Annotated in this window: 22 protein-coding genes; 16 read left to right on the forward strand and 6 right to left on the reverse strand. The window is 34.2% G+C overall.

Annotated elements, in window-relative coordinates; translation table 11 throughout:
- Window positions 1-89 precede the first annotated feature (89 nt).
- Entirely contained in the window at window positions 90-1,976 is a 1,887-nt protein-coding gene (locus NHF50_RS06600) for a M1 family metallopeptidase (RefSeq protein ID WP_252775445.1), read from the forward strand.
- Between the two features lie 51 nt (window positions 1,977-2,027).
- Here the strand turns inward: NHF50_RS06600 and NHF50_RS06605 are convergent, their stop codons facing one another.
- Entirely contained in the window at window positions 2,028-2,723 is a 696-nt protein-coding gene (locus NHF50_RS06605) for a S24 family peptidase (protein ID WP_252775446.1), read from the reverse strand.
- Between the two features lie 218 nt (window positions 2,724-2,941).
- On the opposite strand from NHF50_RS06605, the gene NHF50_RS06610 reads away from it, so the two are divergent.
- From NHF50_RS06610 to NHF50_RS06640, 7 genes are all read left to right on the forward strand, one after another.
- Window positions 2,942-6,772 (forward strand): hypothetical protein, encoded by a 3,831-nt coding sequence (locus tag NHF50_RS06610; protein ID WP_252775447.1) that lies wholly within the window; start codon window positions 2,942-2,944, stop codon window positions 6,770-6,772.
- A gap of 68 nt (window positions 6,773-6,840) precedes the next feature.
- Window positions 6,841-9,339 carry a zincin-like metallopeptidase toxin domain-containing protein gene (locus tag NHF50_RS06615; protein ID WP_252775448.1) on the forward strand — a complete coding sequence of 833 codons (2,499 nt, stop codon included), beginning with the start codon at window positions 6,841-6,843 and terminating at the stop codon, window positions 9,337-9,339.
- Window positions 9,340-9,349: 10 nt separating this feature from the next.
- Window positions 9,350-9,619 carry a hypothetical protein gene (locus NHF50_RS06620; protein WP_252775449.1) on the forward strand — a complete coding sequence of 90 codons (270 nt, stop codon included), beginning with the start codon at window positions 9,350-9,352 and terminating at the stop codon, window positions 9,617-9,619.
- Window positions 9,620-10,009: 390 nt separating this feature from the next.
- On the forward strand, window positions 10,010-10,402 hold the full coding sequence (locus NHF50_RS06625) for a hypothetical protein (protein ID WP_252775450.1): 393 nt from the start codon (window positions 10,010-10,012) through the stop codon (window positions 10,400-10,402).
- A 65-nt stretch (window positions 10,403-10,467) separates the two neighbouring features.
- A complete protein-coding gene (locus NHF50_RS06630) occupies window positions 10,468-10,872 on the forward strand; it encodes a hypothetical protein (protein ID WP_252775451.1) in 405 nt (134 codons plus the stop codon).
- A gap of 79 nt (window positions 10,873-10,951) precedes the next feature.
- Complete coding sequence (locus tag NHF50_RS06635) at window positions 10,952-11,149, forward strand: hypothetical protein (protein WP_252775452.1); 198 nt, start codon at window positions 10,952-10,954, stop codon at window positions 11,147-11,149.
- Between the two features lie 18 nt (window positions 11,150-11,167).
- Window positions 11,168-11,677 (forward strand): hypothetical protein, encoded by a 510-nt coding sequence (locus NHF50_RS06640; RefSeq protein ID WP_252775453.1) that lies wholly within the window; start codon window positions 11,168-11,170, stop codon window positions 11,675-11,677.
- A gap of 262 nt (window positions 11,678-11,939) precedes the next feature.
- Here the strand turns inward: NHF50_RS06640 and NHF50_RS06645 are convergent, their stop codons facing one another.
- On the reverse strand, window positions 11,940-12,707 hold the full coding sequence (locus NHF50_RS06645; RefSeq protein WP_252775454.1) for a DUF5995 family protein: 768 nt from the start codon (window positions 12,705-12,707) through the stop codon (window positions 11,940-11,942).
- 185 nt (window positions 12,708-12,892) lie between these two features.
- On the opposite strand from NHF50_RS06645, the gene NHF50_RS06650 reads away from it, so the two are divergent.
- The 4 genes from NHF50_RS06650 to NHF50_RS06665 are packed head-to-tail and all read left to right on the forward strand — an operon-like array spanning window position 12,893 to window position 15,221.
- On the forward strand, window positions 12,893-13,369 hold the full coding sequence (locus NHF50_RS06650) for a M15 family metallopeptidase (RefSeq protein WP_109568972.1): 477 nt from the start codon (window positions 12,893-12,895) through the stop codon (window positions 13,367-13,369).
- A gap of 17 nt (window positions 13,370-13,386) precedes the next feature.
- A complete protein-coding gene (locus NHF50_RS06655) occupies window positions 13,387-13,845 on the forward strand; it encodes a hypothetical protein (protein ID WP_252775455.1) in 459 nt (152 codons plus the stop codon).
- Between the two features lie 6 nt (window positions 13,846-13,851).
- On the forward strand, window positions 13,852-14,178 hold the full coding sequence (locus NHF50_RS06660; protein WP_252775456.1) for a hypothetical protein: 327 nt from the start codon (window positions 13,852-13,854) through the stop codon (window positions 14,176-14,178).
- 5 nt (window positions 14,179-14,183) lie between these two features.
- Window positions 14,184-15,221, forward strand: a complete 1,038-nt coding sequence (locus NHF50_RS06665) for a patatin-like phospholipase family protein (protein WP_252775457.1) — start codon at window positions 14,184-14,186, stop codon at window positions 15,219-15,221.
- A gap of 42 nt (window positions 15,222-15,263) precedes the next feature.
- On the opposite strand, the gene NHF50_RS06670 is transcribed toward NHF50_RS06665, so the two are convergent.
- A complete protein-coding gene (locus NHF50_RS06670; protein ID WP_252775458.1) occupies window positions 15,264-17,072 on the reverse strand; it encodes a glycoside hydrolase family 15 protein in 1,809 nt (602 codons plus the stop codon).
- Window positions 17,073-17,151: 79 nt separating this feature from the next.
- Between NHF50_RS06670 and NHF50_RS06675 the strand changes: the two genes are divergently transcribed.
- The 4 genes from NHF50_RS06675 (at window position 17,152) to NHF50_RS06690 (ending at window position 22,359) form a co-directional block, all read left to right on the forward strand.
- Window positions 17,152-19,392 (forward strand): bifunctional alpha,alpha-trehalose-phosphate synthase (UDP-forming)/trehalose-phosphatase, encoded by a 2,241-nt coding sequence (locus NHF50_RS06675; RefSeq protein WP_252775459.1) that lies wholly within the window; start codon window positions 17,152-17,154, stop codon window positions 19,390-19,392.
- 68 nt (window positions 19,393-19,460) lie between these two features.
- Entirely contained in the window at window positions 19,461-19,835 is a 375-nt protein-coding gene (rnpA, locus tag NHF50_RS06680) for a ribonuclease P protein component (protein ID WP_109568977.1), read from the forward strand.
- Between the two features lie 60 nt (window positions 19,836-19,895).
- On the forward strand, window positions 19,896-21,533 hold the full coding sequence (locus tag NHF50_RS06685) for a S41 family peptidase (RefSeq protein ID WP_252775460.1): 1,638 nt from the start codon (window positions 19,896-19,898) through the stop codon (window positions 21,531-21,533).
- Between the two features lie 4 nt (window positions 21,534-21,537).
- On the forward strand, window positions 21,538-22,359 hold the full coding sequence (locus NHF50_RS06690) for an OmpA family protein (protein ID WP_252775461.1): 822 nt from the start codon (window positions 21,538-21,540) through the stop codon (window positions 22,357-22,359).
- Here the strand turns inward: NHF50_RS06690 and NHF50_RS06695 are convergent.
- Genes NHF50_RS06695 through NHF50_RS06705 form a run of 3 tightly spaced genes read right to left on the reverse strand, consistent with a single transcriptional unit; the run spans window position 22,356 to window position 24,391 of the window.
- Window positions 22,356-22,952, reverse strand: coding sequence for a Crp/Fnr family transcriptional regulator (locus NHF50_RS06695; RefSeq protein ID WP_252775462.1), 597 nt, complete (start codon window positions 22,950-22,952; stop codon window positions 22,356-22,358). The two genes, NHF50_RS06690 and NHF50_RS06695, sit on opposite strands and share 4 nt — an antisense overlap.
- A 37-nt stretch (window positions 22,953-22,989) precedes the next feature.
- Window positions 22,990-23,775 (reverse strand): type 1 glutamine amidotransferase domain-containing protein, encoded by a 786-nt coding sequence (locus NHF50_RS06700; protein ID WP_109570627.1) that lies wholly within the window; start codon window positions 23,773-23,775, stop codon window positions 22,990-22,992.
- The gene (locus tag NHF50_RS06705; protein ID WP_109568980.1) at window positions 23,765-24,391 is read right to left on the reverse strand and encodes an NAD(P)H-dependent oxidoreductase; all 627 of its coding nucleotides are present in this window, start codon (window positions 24,389-24,391) and stop codon (window positions 23,765-23,767) included. The genes NHF50_RS06700 and NHF50_RS06705 overlap by 11 nt, the downstream gene beginning before the upstream one ends.
- Window positions 24,392-24,475 lie beyond the last annotated feature (84 nt).

Genomic DNA, 24,475 nt, shown 5'->3' on the forward strand with positions numbered 1-24,475 from the left:
TTGACCAATCAATAATGAAAACCACGAATTCACAACTAAAGTTTTGTGTTTTCGTGGTTTTTTAGTTACTTGATAAAAATTTTAAAAAAATGAAAAAAATAGCAATCTTTTCTCTTTTTTCACTTTTAGGTTTTAGCCAAAACAATCCTAATCCGGGATATTGGCAACAACATGTCGATTACAAAATGGAAGTTGACATGAATGTGAAAAATTTTCAATATAAAGGAAAACAAGAATTAGTTTATACGAACAACTCCTCTGACACTTTATATCGTGTATTCTATCATTTATATCCTAACGCCTTTCAACCGGGTAGTGCCATGGATGCTCGTTTAACCAGTATTTCTGATCCGGACAAGCGAATGGTAAAAACTTTTAAACAAGCCGATAAAGAAGTATATGAAAGCCGAATAAGCCAACTAAAACCGGATGAAATAGGTTATTTAAAAATTTCCAATTTAAAACAAGATGGTGCAACTGCTGAAACTAAAGAAGAAGGCACTATTTTAGAGGTGAAATTAACAAAGCCTCTTTTACCTCATCAAAAAACTACGTTCACTTTAGATTTTGACGGTCAGGTTCCATTGCAAGTGCGTCGTTCCGGAAGAAATTCTGAAGAAGGCATTGCTCTTTCTATGACACAATGGTACCCAAAAATGGCAGAGTACGACTTTGAAGGTTGGCACGCTGATCCTTATATCGGAAGAGAATTCCACGGTGTTTGGGGAAATTTTGATGTCAAAATTACTATAGACAAAGAGTATACTATTGGCGGAACCGGCTATTTACAAAACAAAAATGAAATCGGTCATGGTTATGAAGATGAAGGCATAACGGTAAAATATCCCCGAAAAACCAAAACTTTAACCTGGCATTTTATAGCACCAAACGTACACGATTTTGCATGGGGTGCTGACAATGAATATATTCACGATAAAATCACAGGACCAGACAATGTAGAACTACATTTCTTCTATAAAAACAAGAAAGAAAACCTTGAAAACTGGAAGAAAATGCAACCTAAAACGGCTGAATTATTAGATTTCTACAACAAAACAGTTGGTCCTTACCCTTACAAACAATATTCTGTTGTACAAGGCGGAGACGGCGGAATGGAATATGCTATGTGTACGTTAATTACCGGTAACAGAAGCTACGGAAGTTTAGTTGGTGTAACTGCTCATGAATTCGCACATTCTTGGTTCCAACATATTTTAGCATCAAACGAAAGCAAACACGAATGGATGGATGAAGGCTTTACTTCCTTTATTTCTGATTTAGCCATGGAACAAGTATTGCCATCCAAAAAGAAAGAAGGGGAAGATCAAAATCCGTTTCAGAGCGCTTACGGAAATTATCGTTATTTAGTAAAAACAGGAAAAGAGCAACCGTTATCAACGCATGCTGATCGTTACGATTACAATATGGCTTACGGAATTGCAGCTTATAGTAAAGGAGAGATCTTTTTAGCACAATTAGGTTATGTAATAGGAACTGATAATTTAATGAAAACATTAAAACGTTACTACTACGATTATAAATTCACACACCCTACGCCTAATGATATCAAACGTTCGGCTGAAAAGATTTCAGGAGCTATTTTAGATTGGTATTTAGTAGACTGGACACAAACTACCAACACAATTGATTATGCCGTTAAATCAGTTGATGAGGAAAACGGCAAAGCCAAAGTAACATTGGAGCGTATCGGACGCATGCCAATGCCTCTTGATCTGTTAGTAGTCTTTGAAGATGGCACTCAGAAAACCTATTACATTCCGAATACATTAATGCGTTGGGAAAAAGAAAATCCATACTCTATTGAACGAACTGTTTTAAAAGGTTGGGATTGGGCATTTCCTACTTTCAGTTTTGAAATTCCTAAATCAAAATCCGACATCAAAGCCATTGTAATAGACCCAAGCGGTTTAATGGCTGATGTAAATTTAGACAACAACGTTTATGAGAAAAAATAAGCAAAACAAAATCTAATACTATTAAAAAAGCGGACTTTACAGTCCGCTTTTTTAATTCATTGAATTTATTCTTATACTCGCTTTCACCAAAGCCAAAGCTCTTATCTTACTTATCTCAACTTCCTTATCCTGATGATGTTTATTTTGACTGACTAATTTCACATATTGAGGATTTTCTGCTTTCTGAATATACTTAACCATCACAAACTCTTCTCCACTCATTTCTACGCTCAATAAATACATTTCTCCCCAAAATATTTCATTTTTAATATCATTTATTGCTTTATACAGAACAATATCACCACTTTTCAATAAAGGATACATACTATCCCCCGTCACATAAATTGCACCGTCACACTTTGGCAGGTTAGGAATGGTAATATAATCCAACGGAATATTATTGGCCGATTCTGTAAATAATGGGATCAAGCCAGCCGTTGCTTCAAGATCATACAACGGAATTTGTTGATGGTGCATAGAATAATCCGATTTCAACGGATAAGCCTGAACTGATTTGTCCATCAGGAAATCATCATCCCTAAGCATAGAACCTTCTCCGGTTAATAACCATGTAGGGTTAAGATCCGGATATAAATTCAATATATTCTCTAATGTATTTGAACCTATATTCTTTCCTTCTTTAACAGCCTTAGAAATACTTCCTCTACCGGCATTCAAAGCATTTTCAATAGCATAAAAACTTATGCCCTTTTTCTCTAAATAAATTCCCAATCGTTCTGAAACCATACGTTATAAGATTATTTTTCAACAAAAATACGACTATTTTCTAAAAATCAAAATAAAAATATGCTTATAGTCAAACATTTAGATAAAAAACAACAAAAAAGAAGATTTTTTTCTAATTATAATTTGTATAATTGATTTTAATCTTATATATTTGCAATGTAATTACAAAAACAAAGAATATATTCTTATTATTAAAGTCAATTTTAATCTTTTAAACAATGAGTAACGAAATTAAAAACACGCTTTTCCGCTTTGTTAGCATGAGAGCTCCTGAATTATCAACCGAACATGAAGCGAATAAAGGTTTCATTTTGCAACCCGAAATAGCCTATGGCGAATTTAACGAAGCCATTGCAAATAAGCCGGCCGAAACAACAAAACTGGAAACACTGAAAGTAACGGCTTTAAACTTTAAACCCTTAACAATAGAAGAAATTAAAACTTTAGACAAAAAAGTATATGATTTTTCTGTTTGGGTAGCCAAAAACAGAAGCACTATTACAGACGCTGAATTAAAAGCTAAAGCAGAAGGCATGCCTTTGTTAACAGACGAAAGCATAAAACTTATCTGGCAAAACCTTTATTACCAAGTAATCACGCAAAAGGATTTTTACGCCAAAGAAACTTTGATGCAATTGCTTATAGCACAACATATTTTAGTAAACTATGCTTCTTTTAAAATCGAAGATCTACTAAAAGCCAAAGTGATCTTACCTAAAGCATTGTTTATCGAAGATCAAACTGAAACCGGTCTGATTGCTGCTAAAATTGCTGCTCCTACTAATGAGATCAACATTTCGAATCCGGCTATGCAAAAACTGGAAACAGCCGCAAAACTAAAAGAAGATAATGCCAGCTTACTTAAATTGCAAAGAGAATTACAAAAAGCGGAAAAAACATATCGCAAAGAGTATGAAGCGGAATATCAGAAACAATTAGAAGCACATGAGTTGAAGATCAAGCCACTCTTAGATCAGTACAACAAAGATCTGGAAGCAGCCAGACAAGAATATTGTAGCGTTAAAGATCCGAGCATTACGTATGATCCGAATGACCCTTGTCAACAACCTGTTGAAGTGGCTCAGCCAGATCTGCCGAAATTTGAATTCAGCTTCAGAGATGAGATGGATATGGATTTTCTATCCAACCAATTATCAACAGAAAGTTTTGAAGTTCTTAATACATTGATTAACCCATCAGCAATAATCAGTACCGGAAGAACGACTGAACAAAGCCGATTATTAGAAGATTTTTCACTCGTTCAGGATTTTAATTCCTTTGAAAGCACCTATAGTGGTTTACAAGAATTAACCAATGCTAATGATGATCTCATTTCTCAAAATCAAACAGGAAACAATAACACAACAGTTGTAATTGGAGGAACAACAATTGAAACCAATAACAACGCAAGTAATTTGGCTCCGTTTGAGTATGAAATTAAAACAAGAGAAAGAGGTACATTAAGCACTACCCGATTCATGACTTTAATGGTTGGTATTCCTGATCCTTCTTGGAGAATCTCAAGTATCACATACAAAATGACACAATTAGATGATTTTGTCATTGAAAAATCATCTACCGGAGTTATTCATTTAGGAGGCTATGATTTGTTCCTAAGTTTAAATATGGATACTATATCCAGTGATCTTAAAGAACTATCAGCAACTGTGCAGTTTACTAACGGAAGCGAAAAAACATTTGTAATTCCTGATTTCAAATTAGCCTCAATTTACAGAGCCTTCTTAATGGATCCGGTTATCGGAACAAGTGGTGATACATCAGGAAGTGCTGTTAGTCCGGATTACACTTTTATTCCGAGCGGATTTGGCATCAAACAATTGGGTATAGCCGATTATAATAAAGTAGAGCAAACCATTCACGGTTATGTAGAAGGTGAAGTTGCCCACATTGAAAACGTTATGGCTCGTGAATACAAAGAGAAAGCGACAAGACGTTTACGAAAAAGTGAAGTTACGGAAACTACTTCTACCGAAACCGAAAAAGAACAATTGACCGATACCTCAACTGTTGACCGTTTCGAAATGCAAAATGAAGTTTCAAATGTTATTGCAAACAGTAAAGACTTTTCCGCAGGAGCAGGAATAAGTTATCAACCGATCAAGAAATTAACAATTACTGCAAATGTAAACTATGCTACTCATAACTCAAAAGAAGAAAGTACACGTCAGGCAATGACCAATGCTAAAGAGATCACGGAAAGAGCCTTAGATCGCATTGTTACCAAAGTAAAAGAAGAGCGTATTGAGAAAATTGTAGAAGAGTTTGAAGAAAACAACACACATGGCTTTGACAATCGTAAAGGCGATAAACATGTGGTAGGCGTTTACCGTTGGGTAGACAAAGTCTTCAAAAACCAGATCATTAATTACGGTAAGCGTTTAATGTTTGAATTTATGGTTCCGGAACCGGCAAAACTACATAAACTGGCCATGGAAACACTGGTAAGCAATAATACGGCAACTGTAGTAGAAAAACCAGAAGACCCTAGAACTTCAACAGGAGCACACAAACTGGAAAATTATGCACAGCTCAATGATGCAAATTTAAAGTATTGGACTGGAAAATACAATGTGGAATTTGAACCTATGCCGAGTGAATTCTTATCTATTGGTGAATCATTCAGTATTCTTGGAAATCCTAATGGTGCTAAACTTTCCCATTTTGAATCAAACTCAGGAAATGGTAAAATCAACATTCCGGAAGGATATGTAGCCTACTATGCAAGAGGTGTTTTTAATGCCAGTGGTGATGGCGACGGAGGGTCTTTACTATCTCTCTCAATAGGAAATGCTGTAGAAAAATACGAAGGATCATTTCATAGATACAGCATGAGAATGAACAAGTCGATTAATAATTTTGAACAAGTCGTTCCGGTATCCTATACCTTAGGAAATCACGTAGCAGGTGATATTACAGCTTCTGTTGATTGTAAATTATCGGATTCTCAAAAAACAAAATGGAAAAAAGAAACCTTCAACGCTATTATTAAAGCTTATGAAGATGCTTTAGCCGTTTATAATAACACCCTGGCTGAAAAACAAACAGAAGGTGTTCAAATTTTGGGTACAAATCCATTATTCTATCGCGAAATTGAAAATACTATTTTACGTAAAAACTGTATTTCGTACCTGATCGACCAAACACCGACAGCTAAAAGAACGTATGGTAAAAGCTTCCTGAATGGTGTTAATACATTTAGTGGTAATGAAGTTAATTTGAGCGATAACCTTGATGATTATGCTTCCTTTGTAAAATTTATGGAGCAAGCCTTTGAATGGGACATCATGAGTTATAATTTTTATCCGTATTACTGGGCAAACCGTGAAGAATGGGCAAAAATGTATCAATACGACCAATCAAACGACTCTGTTTTCAGAGCATTCATGCAAAGTGGTATGGCTCGTGTTATTGTAACCGTTCGTCCTGGCTTTGAAGAAGCCGTACGTTATTACATGCAAACCGGACAAATCTGGAATGGCGGAGAAGTTCCGGTTATTGAAGACGAATTGTACTTGTCAATTGTGGACGAACTACGTGCGCCGGAAGGCGAAAAAGTCGGTTTGGCTTGGCCTACACGTGTGCCAACGTCTATGACTATTCTACAAGCAGAAAGCATTGGTTTAAAAGTAGATAAAGCTTTACCGTTTAACACCGATGTAACTGACTTTGAGAACCCGGATGAAGTACCGCAATCATCACAAATTAATTTTAACGATGCTCAGATAGGCGGTGCACAAACCGTTGTGAGAACTGCAAGAGTATTGGGTAAAATTGCAGGAAGTAACGGAATCAGTTCTAAAATTCTATTGAAGAACATTGACGGTTCTATACAAGACCTTACGTATTGTGATGCTAACGGAAGCTGGGAATTGAATCATTTACCGGCCGGAAGATATGAATTGTTATTAGATGCGGAAAATGACTTCCCTACCGACACGTATCAGGTAACCGAAGGTTCAAAAGAGCAAGTAGTGGAATTACAAGACGATCAAACGGTTGAGATCAACATCATGGTTGAACTTCTTTAATTCTTATTTAATAACCTAAACCTCCGGCAGGTAAAAACCTGCCGGAGTGTTTTTAATCTATTATGATTATGAGTGATTTTAAAGAAATAATAAACTACTTAAAGCTTTATAAAGAATCAAAACCCACAGAAAATCAAGAAATTGTAATTGTAGATTTTAGCTATGAAGAAAACAAAGAAGCTCATGAAGAAGACATAATTATTATAAAGAAAAAAGATTTGAATTCTGGGTCTTATACCAATCTTGGAGGCGAAATAATCGCTGAAGAAATCTATCTACTGGAAGATGGGGGTAACCTTCTTTATTATGTTAAAAAGAATTTCGAAGAAGATAATGCCGTTGTACCTAAATACAAAAGAATTCCTCTCAAACTAACAGATACTTGGGAAACTTTAGAGGAAAGTACATTAGTAAGAAAAGAAATCTCCTCTTTTTCAGGCTATTATTATAGCTTCGATCTTAAACGAGTAATTTTCACAAATACTTTAGACGAGGTTGTCGCTACAAATGATGTTTTTATCTATCATTTCGATGACATCAATTTTACTGATGGTGAGGAAGCAAGTTTTAATTATCTTGACCATGAAGGTTATACAGAAAATTTTGGCGATCAATTTTTAAGAGCATTACTGGATTCTTCTATCGAACTGGCAGAAAATGAGCAAAGAAGAAGTGTTACTATCAATAAAAAACAAAAAAACGGGCGTGTTCATTCACTTCCTGATATATCCAAATTATTCGGAAACTATAAATTAAAATACAATTATGTAGAAAAAGGTATACGCTTCAACAGTTTCATGGCAGAAAGAGCCATTAAGTTAGAATTTAACTATTTCGGTTCTCTTTTAGAGTTTTTGAACCAAACCGTTTTTAACGATTTGGATACTTTGGACGCTTTTACATCGGGAAACCGTGCTCTTTTTTTCCAAGATTACATCCGATTCGTCAATCAGCTTTTACGAAAAGCCAGAGGAAGGCAAAAACTGGAAGTTCTATATTATATTCCTGTCTTTGTTTTCAAAAAAATAAACGGCAATTTTTTATGGAATGTATTGGATGAAATTCTAGATGGATTGGTTACTAATATCGGGCTAAATGTAGAAGATATTGTATTACATTTATTAGAAGGTTTGTCAGAAAGTTATGAAAATAAAGATGATTTTTTTAAAGCCCTACTTAAAGAATACAACAATAAAGACACCCGTTTTTATGTGCTTTATGACAAGTTAAATGGAGAGAACTTTGAAAAACTTGTTCAGCTAATTCAAAAGGTTTGGTTTAACTCTAACTATAAGAACCCTGAACTTGAACTTTACAAAAACTTAGACGGACCACTAATTGTAAATTATCAATCCGATAAAGCCTTAACATTTTTCTACAGCAATATGAATATCAACTGGAAAAATGCTAATCTGCTCGAATTTGAACCAGATACAAGTTGGTGGGATGAAGTAGCTTCATTTTTAGTACCCTCTTTAGGAGAAGTTGTCAAAGAATTTACAGAAACTGAAAAATCCTTTTACTATCATCCGTTTCAGCCTATTGCCGTGTTCAATTTTGACAAACAAAAAACCGGAATGGAGCTTACCTCTCCTTTAATGCCCGCCTTTGTTTTAAAAGCCGCAGAGGATAAAGCCTTTTGGGAAAATGTGATAACAGCTTCAGAATATGTTGTAGATATTTTAACCACTTTTTCCGGTGTCGGAAATTTAGCAAAGTTCAGATATCTGGCAAAAGTAGCCGGAAAAGCCAGTAAGTTACGATTTGTAAGCAAATTAGGCACAGCTGCTTCTTATGTAAAAACAGGTCTTAGAGCCACTGTTGCTGCTATAGAAATAAGTTCGGGAACTATAAATGCTTTATTGAAAATAACCAATCAAAGAGATGAACCTTGGGCTAAAGAACTTTCAGAAGTATTATTATATTTAGAATTATTATCTTTGGGTGGCGAGCTTGGAGAAGTCCTCTTAAAAAGAATCAATAAAGCGGCAAAAAATGCTTTAAAATATGAAGATGATATTATAAAAGCGGCAAAAAAAGAAGGTTTAGAAGCCAAGCAGATTGACGAGTTAATTGATGAATTTAAAACGTTTACAGGAGATAATATTACAGGTAAAGGGTTATATGGCGGTAAAATATTATCCAAAGTAGATCTAGATGATTGGGCAAAACTATTAAAAGAAAAATTTGGTACAAATCTTGAAAAAGTAGATCGTTTTGATAACTCAAATGTTTTAGCACAATTTGACCCAAATACTAATACCATTCGTTATAAGGATGATGTTACAGAATACTTTATGGCTCATGAATCCTTTCATGCAGAAGAAATGAATAAAATAGGGTTTGACGCTTATGTGAAAGATGCGCCTTTAAGAAATGTTGACCCTAAAGATTATACGAAAGAGAATTGGCTAAGATTTTACAGAAGAGAAAAGTATGTTTATGATAAAATAATAGAAAATCTAAAAAAACATTCATTAAATAATGAAGAATTAGCTCATAACTTTTTTAATTTAGATTACTATATTCTTAAATTAGAAAAATTAAATATAAAAATACCTAATTAAATAAATACAAATGAAAGAGAAAGTTTTAAAAATAGCAGAAAATTTTTTAGAAAGAGAAAAAATCAAAATAATTGATAATAGTTTAGAATATTTAAGCTTTAGAAAAGAAATGGATTTAATGAATAATCAAAAAAAAGATGTTCATGTTGTAGGATTCTTATCTGATTTCAATACAACTAGTGTTGATGGAATTAAAGGTGGTACAATATATATTGACGACTTAACAAATAAAATAGTCATGTTTGTTACACCTTATTTTATGAAAAGATTTGAAGATTAAAATAATTTAGCTATATATACCCCCAAAAGTTAGACACTATTTGGGGGTATTTTTATGGAAGAATTCTAGCTTTAGTGAAATAGATCCTGAACAAAACAAATGGGTAAAAATAACCGATAAAAGTCCTGTTTTAAAATTATCGTTCAGATAAAAAAAATGGATTTCATGTAGATAATGCAGGTATTAATTGGGACTTAAACACAAACAAAATAACAGTAGATTTAAACGTAAAAACTGGTGTTTTTGTTGAAAAAATAATTGAAAAAGAAGATGGAAATGTGACCTATTTGGAAGAAATAATTGAAGCTGAAAAAAACAAAATCTCATATGAAGAATATATTCTCGTAGAAAAACAATTAGATGATGTATTAAATAAAATATACTAAAGACATGAATCGCACAATAAAGAATTTATCGCATGATAATAATTTCATTATTGAAATGAAAGTTACGCCAATTGAGAAAAAAAATGAAACATTTGAATTTTCCAATTCAATGTTTTTATTAGAAAAAAATCTATTGAAAATTATGGATGATAAAGAAAATATTTTACACCCAGATGCAATAATTTCAATTATACCAAGAAAAATTGATAGAGTAAAAATTATAATTTCAAATAAAAATCCATTTATTTATAACATTGAAGGAGTCTTTGTTAATGAAGGAAAATTTATCAGATTGAAATTACATTCAGTTGAATATTTATTAAAGAAAGATGAAAAATATTTTGTTGAATTAAATAATGGTGATATAATTAGCAATAGGGTAATTTTTAAACTATAATGATTTCAAGAGGCTGTCTCAAAAGGACAGCTTCTTTTTTATGACTCTGTTTAGAATTATTATCTTTGGGTCGCGAGCTTGGAGAAGTCCTCTTAAAAAGAATCAATAAAACGGCAAAAAATGCTTTAAAATATGAAGATGATATTATAAAAGCGGCAAAAAAAGAAGGTTTAGAAGCCAAACAAGTTGATGAAGTTATTGAAAACATAAAACAACTAGCTAAAAATGAAAAAGGCGTAGAAGGTGATATACATAAATCTTTTTTTGAAAATGCAAAAATAGCTTTGAAGGAAGAAACAGCTTTAGGGAATGTGTTTGGTCAAACAAAAGATTATACCTGCGTATCAAACGCTTTAAAAATGGTTTTAGACGATTTTGGATCCATCCGATCCGAAGATTATTTTGCAGATTTAATTGACACTGTTCATTTCGGAAAAGAAAGAGGCGCTAATATATTAGATGTTCCTTAAGGTTTGAAAAAAAGACTATTTTGATCATTTAGAAGTTATTGTAAAAGGTGGTGGAAATGATTTTACAAGCATAAATGATTTGGAAAAATTAATGGAAAATTCAGGTAGAAAAGCGATTGTTAGTGTAGCAACTGATGATTTTGGAGCACACGCTATAGTTATAGATAAAATTGAGAATGGCAGAGTGTTTGTTAGAGACCCATTGCCTTTGTATCAAGGTTCTTCTTATAGTGTTTCTTTAGAAGATTTTGAAAAAGTATTTAATGATAAATTGTAACTTTAAAATAATTAAATCATGACTGAAAAAGAACAAATTCTGAACAATAATAACGGAGAAATACCAACAGGTGAATACGATATTATAAGAATAAAAAACATTCCTAATCCGGAACAAGAGATTAACACCTTTAAACAAACAATCATTGCTTTTTTAGACAATAAAAATTTGGATGTTAAAGACCCGAAATGGAATGAATTATTACCTAAAGCTTTGGTACAATTTACTAATCAGTTAAAAGAGGAAGATTTTCATAAAGATGATATCATAACAGCAATTCCAAATATCCTTAATAAGCTTAAGAAAGTGAAGGAATGGGAATGGTATAGTTCAAAAGTTACTAAAAATGGTTTTGAAGTATATATGAAAGGAATTTTTAGATATATTTTTAGACCGATGATTCATCAACAAGGGATACCTCATACTAGCATTTTTGTAGAAAGAGAAGGCAAAGAATACCCAACAAGATCACTAACAGATGTTCTCACTTATAGAAAATGGAATCCCGATACTTTGGAGTTAAAATAAGTAATCAACCACCTTCGGGTGGTTTTTTTATGAGTCACTTTTTTAAAAGACACTATCCCGTAAAGTGTGTAAGTTATAAATCGAGGGTTTGGCTTTTATTAAAGCTGAACCCTTTTTTCAAATATAGTAAAATTTAAAATTAAGCAAAAAAATATCGAGAGCTTTAACCCTCGATATTTTATACTTTACACACTTAGTGAGATACTACCTTTTAAAATTATTACCCTTGGACTAACTAACCTAAAAGAGATTTTCATCTTAATCAAATCACCTTCCTCAACTTTTCTATTTTAGCATCAACTGATCCTATTTCAAATAAACGCATGATTTTAAATAAAAACGAAGCAATTTTTCCCGGTTTTACTACCAGATCTGCAACCTTTGTTATGGAATAATCTCTCTTTTCAATGCATTCCTCCGATTGGTTTGCATTTAACGGAGCCAATTCAACAGCGAATTTCCAAGCTCCTTCCCTAGCCTCCTGCATACTAAAGTCTATTAAAAAAGTATCGATATGTTTGGTTTTCTTCAAAATCCATTTCAATACCGGCCACACATCAGATAAGGCTTTTTCAACATTTCCGACTAGACCTGACAAAATCTCGTTAATGGTATTAAAGTCATCATGCAGGTCATTGATAGCATCCTTTGGAGCCACTTCAGCCGCAGCTATTCCCAAATCGAGGTTAATATGAGCATTCATTCCTAACAACAAATGCTGTAAAACAATAACCCAGTAATCCTCAGCATATTCAAAAGCAACTTCCCAACAAGACGATGCTTGGATTCCATTCCTGTACTCATAATAAGCCTTGATATACCGATTAGCAAAAATAATATCTAAGCGCTCCATTCTGGGACCGTTTTGAAACATTCCGTTAGCAATACCTTCTTTTACTTTTTCTGTAACCTTACAATACAAAACGGCAAAATAGCCTAACGGTGAACTCTGTTGGACAGATTCATCTATTATGGTATTTAAAATAGCAATAACTTCATCAATAGATTGAGCTTGTGGCATCGTTGACATAACAAAAGTTTAAACTAATGTAATAAGAAAATTTTTAAAAACGAATAATACTATAAATAAATTTTTACAAATTAAAATATATTGGGTAGATTATTTTCTTTATAATTAGATTATTTTCTTTATAATATTTGTATATTAGATTTTTTTCTTGTATTTTTGTATTCTAATCTTATCAAATATAAGACATGGACAAGTTTACTCAAAAAAGGATCAATCTTTTGCATCCAATGGTACGCGATGAAATAACAACCATCATTAACGAATGCAATCGTTCTTTAACCGGAAAAGCAAAAATACGCATTACGCAAGGCCTGCGATCCGTTGAAGAGCAAAACAAATTATATGCACAAGGAAGAACTAAAGCCGGTAAAAAAGTAACCCATGCTAAAGGCGGACAATCCATTCATAATTACGGATTTGCCGTTGATATTTGCCTAATCATTAACGGTAAAACAGCTTCTTGGGACACTGCTAAAGACTGGGATAACGATCAGGTTTCCGATTGGTATGAATGTGTAAAGATCTTTGCTAAATACGGTTGGGAATGGGGCGGAAACTGGAAGAATTTTAAGGATTTACCTCATTTTGAAAAACGAGGTTACAACAATTGGAAAACATTATCAAAAAAGGAAAAAGACCAGAACGGTTATATCATAATTTAATAATAAAAAATCAGAAAATGAAAACACTAAAAAAATGGATCGGATTTACAGTGATTATCTTATTTACTTCTTGTCAGTCCTTGCAAACTGCTGTTTATGACCAATATTCCTATCAAAAAACAACAGCCCTTAAAATTGAAGCAGAAAGCCTAATGTCAAAAGCTTCTTCAGCGTATGAAACCCATAAAAAGGAAGTCGAACTGTTTCTCATGGAAGTCGCTAAGCTTAAAGAATATGAAAAAAACAAACCTAAAAACGAAATAACGTATGAAATGTGGAACATTCTAACGGATGAAGAAAAAAATCTTCTAACGGCTTATTTCAGGAAATGGGAAAAGGAACGATCACTCTCCCCTTTTTTCATAAAAGAAGCTTCAGAACAAATCATTGAAGCTTTTGACCTGTTGATTGAATACGAGATTAAAAAAGACAAAACATCTCAACGCAACCTATTAAACGTTATATCACAAAATTAAAACCCTATGGAAAAGAACAATAGTATTGAAGAGTTAAAAAAAGCTTTGGTAGACACTTTAGGAGAAGAATACAAGCATTTAAAACCCGAGATCCAAAAAGATATCGATGATTTCATACAAAAATCCGAAGCAAAATTGATTCGCTGGACAACCTATGTTGCTGATGCCGTTTTGACTGCATCTGAACTAAAATGGTTGCTTAAAAGCCAACAATCCATTTTAACGTTAAAGGCTTTACAGGCTGCCGGTCTCTCAAGAATACGATTGAACAACATTAAAAAACGTATTTTGGAAACCACTTTAACGGTACTAATTTCTACAACTTTAAAATAAATACTATGGCAAAAAAAATCAGAATTCTCAGTTTAGATGGCGGCGGCATCCGGGGTATCATAACCTGTGTTATTTTGCGTTATATTGAAGAACAATTACAAAAAATAGATAATCCGAATGCAAAAATCGGTGATTATTTTGATTTGATTGCCGGAACCAGCACAGGAGGTCTATTAACCGCCATTTTATTATTTCCTGACAACACCAATAACGCTAAGTTTTCCGTTGAAGAAGCTTTGGATCTTTATGCCAAAAAAGGAAACTCTATTTTTAATGTTTCTTTCTGGGAAGGAATCATCAATCCTTTTGGCCTATTTAATGAAAAGATCTCTCAGAAAAATCTGGAAAAACAACTGGAAGATGTTTTTAAATATTTAGAATTAAAAGACCTGACCAAGCCTTGTTTGATTACGTCTTACGACATCAATCAGCGAAAAGCTAAATTATTTTGCAGTCATGAAGCACATTCTTCTTTGGAAAATTTCTTTGTGAAAGATGTTTGTAGAGCAACCAGCGCCGCTCCCACCTACTTTGAACCGGCAAAAATAAAATCTTTATACGGACAAGAGTTTGTACTGATCGACGGAGGTGTTTTTGCTAATAATCCGGCGTTAAGCGCTTATGCAGAAGCCCGAAAAATCCCTTTTTCAGAAGTGCTACACGACAGTTTAAAACCGAACTATCCGGATATTAATGACATTATATTAGTTTCTATAGGAACCGGAGAAGTTTTCAAATCCTATACATTTGAAAAATTTGAAAATGCCGGAAAAATAAAATGGATTTCGCCTTTGATCGATATATTACTATCATCCAATGCAGAGACCGTAAATTATTTATTAACCAAAATATATGGCACGTTGGGCCCTCGAAATCGAAAAAATTACTATCGGTTAATGCCACAACTTAAAAACGCCTCTTCAGATATGGATGACACCTCACAAAAAAACATCTTTGAACTGATACAGGCCGGATTATATTACGTGGATCAAAACAGAAACACTCTGGATGAAATTGCTAAAAAATTGGTGAAGAATAAATAAGGAAAGGCTGCATAAATGCAGCCTTTCCTTATTTCAAAAATATTAATCCGTCTTTATTACTTCTTTCAATTCATCTTCCTCCGTAATGCCACCGGCAAAATTAATTGCCGTCTGAATCAATGCCAAATGAGAATAGGCTTGCGGGAAATTCCCCAATAAACGTTTGGTTTTAAAGTCAATATCTTCACTGAACAAACCTAGATGATTGCTGTAAGACAACAACTGACCGAAGTACTGAATCGCCTTCTTCTTCTCTCCTATCTTAAACAAACTGTCAATAAACCAGAAACTGCAGATCGTAAAGGAAGAACTAGGCAACCCGAAATCGTCTTTATTTTTATAACGATACATTAAGCCGTCCTCACACAAATCTTTTTCAATAGCTTTAACTGTGTTGATATAACGAGAATCATCTGCTCTTACAAAACCATAATTCTGCATCAAAAGTGTTGAAGCATCTAAATCAGAAGAACCATACGATTGCGTGTAAGCCTTTATCTCATCGTTCCAAGCATTGTGATAAATATCGTCATAAATATTGGCTCTTAATTGCTTCCATTCTTCTAAAGGAGCTGTTTTATGGATCAATTCTGCAATCTTAATAGCCCGGTCTACTGCTACCCAACACAAAAGCTTTGAAAAAGTAAAATGTCGGTCTTCTGTTCGTAATTCCCAAATTCCTTTATCGGCTTTCATCCAATTCTCTTCAACGACATAAACAATGCCGGTTACAACCGTCCAAAGTTCTTCACTGTTCTCTAAAGTAGTTTCAAAACGGAAGAATTGCTGATAGATCACTTCCATTAAAATTCCGAAAATATCGTTTTGTTTTTGAACATAAGCAGCATTCCCTACCCTAACCGGTTTGGAATTTTCATATCCGGCGAGATGATCTAAGAAATATTCTTCCAACTTTTGTTCACCGTTTATTCCATACATGATTTGCATCTTGTTCCCTTTTTCCGGAATAATATCAATCAGGAAATTTAAAAAATGCTGGGCAGATGAAGCATGCCCTAATTCTATCAGAACACTTAATACCATAGAAGCATCCCGTATCCAGCAAAAACGATAATCCCAATTTCGCACCTCCCCTATCGTCTCCGGAAGAGAAGTTGTCACAGCCGCCAATACAGCACCTGATTTTTGATACGTTAAGATTTTTAAAACCAGTGCACTTCTTAAAATTTCTTTATTGTAATATTTATAGGAAGTCGTCCGTTCAGACCAGTCTAACCAATACGCATACGTCCTTTGATAATGTAAAATACAACGATTAATATGTTGAGGTAAGATCTTTTCATAATAACTCAACAAGAAAAAGGATTCTTCTGTGAGTGTTATTTCTTCCTGGCTTAAAACAGCCTCATAATCCACATTAGAATATAAATACACGGAATCGTAGGTTCCTTTCACCGTATGGCTTTTAATATAACCATCTTTAACTCGGCTTATCGTTTCTTCTTTAGCATAAACCACTTTTGGGTCATAATTGACTTTAAACTTTGGCTTGCCTTTTAACGGAACCAGATAACGAATGATCACGACCGGCGCATGAAGTTTCCCTACATTATCATAATAACGCGGCATAAAATCCCGGACTTCAAATGCGGCATCCGGACTTTCAAATCTGGTAACCAAAATATTGGTCTTGGCTAAATATTCTTGTGAAATGGTATACGTTTCATCAACAATAAAAGAAAAACTTCCCCCTTTTTCATTATCTAACATTTTAGCAAATACAGATGGCGAATCAAATTTAGGCAGGCAACACCAGTCTATCGAACCCTCTTTAGAAATTAATGCTGCACTCATACAATTCCCTATGATTCCATAATCTAAGTTTTTCATTTATTCGGTAAATTTTACGGCTGTTTTAAAAAATATTTGTAAATTAAGAAATTAAATTTTCATCTTAAAATATTTTTTAATGAAAAACAAAACCATTATTGTCTCAAACAGATTACCACTAAATGTTTCACTACCCGAAAATGAAGAAGAAAATGAAATAAAAATTTTACCGAGCGTTGGCGGCCTGGCAACAGGGATGAAGTCAATCCATCAAAACTCAGACAGTTTATGGATCGGTTGGTCAGGGATAGCAACAGACGATATCGATGAAAGTACCCGTAACAAAATAAACAAAGCCATCCAACAACAGAAATGCATCTCAGTAGACCTGACACAAGATGAAGTAGAGGATTTTTATTTTGGTTTTAGCAACGATCTTTTATGGCCATTATTTCATTATTTCACAGAATATACCCATTACAAAGATGAACACTGGGAAGCGTATAAAAAAGTCAACCGAAAGTTCGCTGAAAAAGTTTTGGAACACTTAGAAGACGGCGATCAGGTTTGGGTTCACGACTATCAATTATTACTTTTACCTCAACTCATTAAAGAAGCAAAACCGAATGTTTCCATTGGTTTCTTCTTGCATATTCCTTTCCCTTCTTATGAAATTTTCAGGGTTTTGCCGAAACGGGAAGAACTCTTAAAAGGAATGTTGGGCTCTGATCTCATCGGTTTTCACAACTACGATTACGAAAGGCACTTTATCAGTTCCGTTAGTCGTATTCTGCGTTATGATGTTAATTTCAACACGATTCAGGTAGGTCGGAGAAAAGTAAAAATCGATTCTTTTCCTATGGGAATTGATTATCAAAAATTTAAAGAAGCGGCTATTGACAATACAAACAAATCTCAAGAAGAAAAAAGTCAGTTAAAAGTCAGATTAGAACAGCATCTTCAGGTTTCTAATGATGCTAAACTGATCTTGTCCATCGATCGTTTGGACTATACCAAAGGAATTGCCCAACGCTTAAAAGCATTTGAATATTTTTTAACCAAATATCCGCAATTTCAGGAAAAAGCCCGACTGGTAATGCTAGCCGTTCCGTCACGGGAAAACGTTCCACAATACCAACGGTTAAAACGAGAAATAGACGAATTGGTCGGACGTATCAACGGTAAATTTTCAACTGTTAGTTGGACTCCGGTCTGGTATTTTTACCGTTCCCTCCCTTTTGAACAATTGATAGACCTGTACACTTCGTGTGAAATAGCGCTTTTAACCCCAATACGCGACGGCATGAACTTAGTTGCCAAAGAATATATTGCTTCCCGAACGGACAGGACCGGAACCCTTATTTTAAGCGAAATGGCAGGAGCTGCTCAGGAAATGAGTGAAGCACTGATCATAAACCCAAATGATTCCAATCAAATTGCCGAGGCTTTAAAAGTAGCATTCGAAATGCCCGAAGAAGAACAGATCATGCGGAATAAGTTCATTCAAAAAAGAATCAAACGTTATGACGTGGAAAAATGGGCTACGGAATTCATGAAATCTTTAGAAGCAACTAAAGACTTACAAAAAGAAAAGAAAACCAAATGGCTCAATGAGCCGGAAATGAAAGATGTTCTCACACAATACCGGACTGCTCAATCTAAAATTTTCTTTTTAGATTACGACGGAACCTTAGTCAATTTTCATCCGGATCCGCATTTAGCTTTACCAGACGCTAAACTGTATACTATTTTAGATCAGCTTATAACTAACAATAATGATCTGGTCATTATCAGTGGAAGAGATAAAGATTTTCTGGAACAACAATTCGGACATTTGCCGGTTACTTTAATTGCTGAGCACGGTGTCTGGACTAAGAAAAAAGGAAAAGACTGGATCATTAATCAGTCTTTGAACAACAACTGGATGGATTCTATCCGACCGATTATGGAGAACTTTGTAGACCGCACACCGGGTTCTTTTCTGGAAGAAAAGAATTATTCTTTGGTTTGGCATTATCGTAAAACGGATCCTGTATTAGGCGAAATAAGAGCTAACGAACTCTCAACGGTACTAACCGGATTTTTATCAAATCACAACATTGCTGTTTTAAAGGGTAATAAAGCCTTAGAAGTAAAAAACGGCACTGTCAATAAAGGTGCGGCTGCTAACCGGTTGTTAAACAAAGCCTACGATTTCGTTTTTGCAATAGGCGATGACCGAACCGATGAATTTATGTTCCGGTTATTACCTAAAGAAGCTGTATCTGTAAAAGTAGGCAATGAAGACACAAGTGCCCGCTATTTTATTGATGACACTGACAAAGTGAGACAAATATTACTTTCTTTTACCGAAAACACAGAAGAAACAACTGAAAAATAACTCCTCCTTTAAAACTAATATCAAAAATCTGCGTTCTGTAAAGAACGCTTTTTTTATACCTTTACGCCATGAAATTCAACTATCCGAAAAGCGAGAAATTAAAGAGTCAGACAACTATCGGTTTACTATTCAGTGAAGGTAAATCAGTAGCAAAATACCCGTTGCGAATAGTATACGTTGAAGACCCTGAATCGGATATAAAGATCCGAATGGGAGTCTCTGTTTCTAAAAAATATTTCAAAAAAGCAGTTGATCGCAATCATTATAAACGATTACTTCGTGAAGCTTATCGTTTGAATAAGCATATTTTAAACGAAAATTTAGAAAAAAAATATGCTATGATGTTCTTCTATCAAACCAAAGAGAAATTAAATTTTCACGAAATTCAGGAAAAAACCGTTATTCTTTTTAAGAAGTTAATTGAAACAGAGGCCGATTCTTAATGCTTTTGGTTCGTTTTTTATTCAATAATAACTACATTCGTAGTATTAAATCTTTTTTATATGAAAATTAATTTGCCTAAAAAAGTTGTAATTCCTGCCTTGGCTTCTGCTTTTTTATGGGTTGCCGTAAGTTTTAAAAACGATTTTTTTGAGATTGCCAAACAGATAGAGATCTTCACTAATACCTTTAAAACCGTTAACCAGAATTATGTTGATGAAACCAATCCGGGTGAATTAATGGACGTAGCTTTAAAGAGTATGCTAAAAGAATTAGATCCTTACACCGTTTTTTTCAGTGAACAGGATGTTTTAAAGTTCAAAATAAACAGCACCGGTGAATATACAGGAATAGGCGCTATGGTTCAACGCAAAGAAGGACGCGTTTTTCTAAAAGAAATTTTCAAGGGATTTCCCGCCGATAAAGCAGGGTTAAAAGCAGGAGACGAGATCGTACAGATCGGAGATGTCAGACTAGCTGATTATAAAGACGATGCTTCTCAGCTTTTACGCGGCTCTAAAAACACTACTATTGCGTTACAATTTTTGAGACAAGGACAAACAAAAAATACAACTATTGTTTTAGATGAAGTTGAGCTTAAAGCTGTGCCTTATTCTACCTTACTGAATGACAAAACTACAGGCTATATTGTTCTTTCAAAATTCACGGAGACCGCAAGCAAAGAAACGAAAGCAGCTTTATTAGAACTTAAAGGGCAAGGAGCTACTAAAATTATATTAGACCTCAGAGGAAATCCCGGCGGATTATTGCACGAGGCTGTAAACATCTGTAATCTTTTTGTACCCAAAGGAGAGGTCATCGTAACTACAAAATCTAAGAATGCAAAGCATAACAACACTTATGCTACCCGAAACGAACCTTTGGATCTCGAAATTCCATTAGCTATTATCGTAAACGGTAAAAGTGCCTCAGCATCGGAAATCGTATCCGGCGCTTTACAAGATTTAGACAGAGCCGTAATCATAGGAAGCAGAAGTTTTGGAAAAGGATTGGTACAAAGACCTTTAAACTTACCTTACGGAACACAGGTAAAAGTGACTATTTCCCGTTATTATACACCTTCAGGGCGCTGTATTCAAGCTTTAGATTATTCCAAAAAAGATGAAAACGGTAAAGCCATTAAAAAAACTCAGGAAGAGTTTAATGCGTTTAAAACGAAAGCCGGAAGAACTGTGTATGACGGTGGAGGAATTTCGCCTGATATAGCCGTTGCTGAAACCAAGACAAGTTCTATAACAGACGCCTTAACCGGAAATGATGCTATTTTTGACTTTGTTACCCAATTGTATTACAAAAACCCTGATGCATCAAAATATCCAACGGTAAGCGATGCTGATTTTAATACCTTTAAAAGCTTTATAAAACAAGATCGCTACAAGTTAGACACAGAAACAGAAATAGCTCTGGAAAATGTATTAGAAAAAGCTAAAAAAGAACAGATTGAAAGCAGTATCACTGCTCAATACGAACAACTGAAACAAGCTCTTAAAAAAAGCGAGGAAACCGAAGTTGAAAAATATAAAAATGAGATTAAACGTTTACTTCAGGAAGAACTGATTATTCGTTATGCTTATAAAGAAGGTCTTTATACGTATTTTACTCAAAACGCCGGTGAAATACAAAAAGCACAGGAAATTCTTAATTCAGTAACAGAATACAACAAAATACTAAAAAAATAATGACATGAAATGGATCTATAGCTTTCTGCTTCTCTCTCTTTCCGCCTTGGCACTGGCGCAAGAAGAAGAAGTTCATTCTATTTATTTTGAATTTGATAAATACAATTTAAAAGAAGAACAAGCCGAAGCTGTCGTAAATTTTGTTAAAAGTTTAGATACCGCTAAAGTTGAGACCATTGAAATATTCGGATATTGTGACGACAGGGGTAAAGATGAATACAACTATAAACTTTCCACCAATAGAGCTAATACAGTAAAAGACAAATTAATTGAAAAAGGCGTCAAAAGTAAAATCATCATCACGATTGAAGGTAAAGGACGTATCTTGATTGATGAAGATCTACAGGAAAATGTACCTGAAATCCGTTCTAAAAACAGAAGAGTAGACGTTGTTGTCAATTACAAACCCGTTGTTGTTGAAGAATTAAAGATCCCCGGGGTTTACAACACTGTCCCGAAAGATCCGGTTGTAGGAGACCGCATTTACTTAGATAAACTTCTGTTTGAACGGGGTAGTAGTGTTCTGAACTACAAAGCTAAAAAAGAACTGGAGCGTGTAGCTAAATTACTTTTAAGGCATAAAAACATAAAATTTGAAGTACAGGGTCATGTTTGCTGTACCCCATCTTATCATAAGGAAGCTATTGACCGCGGTACTAAAAAAAGAGAACTTTCTACTAACAGAGCTAAAGCTGTTTACAAATATCTGTTGTTAAAAAAAATAGCTAAGACCCGGATGACTTATAAAGGCTATGGCAACACTCAACCACTGGGAAAAGGTGCTCAGTTTGACAGAAGGGTAGAGCTTGTAATCACTAAAATCTAAGCTTTTATTTCCTTCACTAATCGGCTTAAAGTTTCTCTCGACAAACCTAAATAATGAGCAATCATTGTTTTAGAAACACGTTGAAACAACTGTGGATACTGGCTTAATAACAATTCATATTTTTCTTTGGCAGAGTTCTTTAACATGGATAAAACTCTCTTTTGCAAAGCTACATAACCGCTAAAAGCTTTTTGTGCGTGAAACTGATACATTTTAGGTACTTCTTCACACATTTTCTTTTTATGTTCAAGCGGTAATTCCAGCACTATGCAGGTTTCTAAGGCTTGTACACATATTTCTCCGCTTTCTTGTTTAGAAAATGCCGGATAATCAGATACCCACCAATTCTCCATTGCAAATTGAATAATATGTTCTTTACCTGAATCATCAAACATAAAGGCTTTAAGTAGTCCTTCAACGACCAAAAACTCAGAAGTTACAATTTGCCCGCCTTTGATGAGGTACTCTTTCCTGCTTACTTTCCTTGGTACAAAATACCCTGAGATCATCTCAAATTCATCATCTGTGAGCCTTACTATTTCTTCTATATGTTGGCGCAAAAAAGAAGCATATTCCATTTCGTAAAAATACAAAAAGGAATATGCTTTCAGAAACTAATTAACCTATTAATTATTTCTTTAAAAGCTCTTTTATAGCTTCTCCCACATCTTTAGCAGATTGTGGATTCTGACCGGTTACTACTCTTTGATCTACAGTTACATGAACCTGCCAAGGTTCTGATTTTTCAAAGATACCTCCGTGTTCTGTCAATTTATCTTCTAAAAGAAAAGGAACTACATCTGTCAATTTAACAATACTTTCTTCTTCATTGGTAAAACCATTTATCTTTTTACCTTCAACTAAATAATTGCCATTGCTCAATTTAACATTGACTAAACCTGCCGGTCCGTGACACACCGCTGCTACAACTCCATTATTCTCATAAACCTCAGCTGTGATCTTTGCAATGTCTTCATTTAAAGGCAAATCCCACATAGCTCCATGTCCGCCGGCAAAAAAGATAGCTTTATATTCAGAAGGTTTCACCTCTGAGGGTTTTAAACTATTAGAAATTTTATTGTGATAATACGAGTCTTCCCAAAACTTTTTATTAATAGAGTCTTCAAGATCAAAACCGTCAACCGGAGGGTTTCCACCTTTAGGGCTAACAAAATCTATTTCATAACCGACCTCTGTTAATACTTCCCATGGATGGGAAACTTCCCCTAAATAATATCCGGTCTTTTCTCCGGTATCTCCTTTTGTGTCATGACTTGTTACCACAAACAATATTTTCTCTTTCATTTTTTCTTCTTTTTTAATTTCTACGGATTCTTTTTTTGACTCTTCTTTACATCCCGAAAAGCTTATCATTAAGCATAATACACTGATGCCTACTCCTAATTTATTGCTCATTTTCATTGATTTTATAATTATTTAAAACTTTCTCTAAATGGTTTTGATATAATTTCACATAATTTTCAATTCGTTCTACGGTTCCGTTTTTCTCCAGATCATGAAAATGAAAACTGTCAAGTCTTTGCATTCCTGTAAAAGCATTCATTTTATGAAATCCGAACATGACTCCTTCATCTACCGTTTTTTGTTCAAAAAATTCTCCGGGTAATGTAAATGCTGTTTCCGGTGCATTCCAGCTAGTCGTTAAAAGATAGTTCCTGCCGTGTAAAGAACCTCCGGTTCCATAATTAACTTCCGGATTTTCATTTTTTCTTCCGTCACTGTAATAAATGCCTTTTCGATGACCTGCAGTAAATACAAGATCTATATATTCTTTCAGCTTATAAGGGAGTCCGAACCACCAAACAGGAGTGTGGTAAATAACCACATCTGCCCATACAAATTTTTCAACTTCATCTTGCAGATGATATGGCTCATTAATGTCTGTTACTTTTAATTCAAATCCTTTTTCTTGCGTAAAGAATGCTTTATCAGCATCCGTTATTGTTTTATTGAATTTGCCTCCGGAATGGGCAAAATGTTGTCCGCCGTTGATTACAAATATTTTCTTCATTACTGTTCTTTTTGCAAAGTTCTGATATCTACTTCAAAAACACCTGTGACCTAGGTCACAATTTATATGTAAAGAAAAAGGCTG

Source organism: Flavobacterium sp. NRK F10 (assembly GCF_024054235.1).
Classification (GTDB): Bacteria; Bacteroidota; Bacteroidia; order Flavobacteriales; family Flavobacteriaceae; genus Flavobacterium; species Flavobacterium sediminis.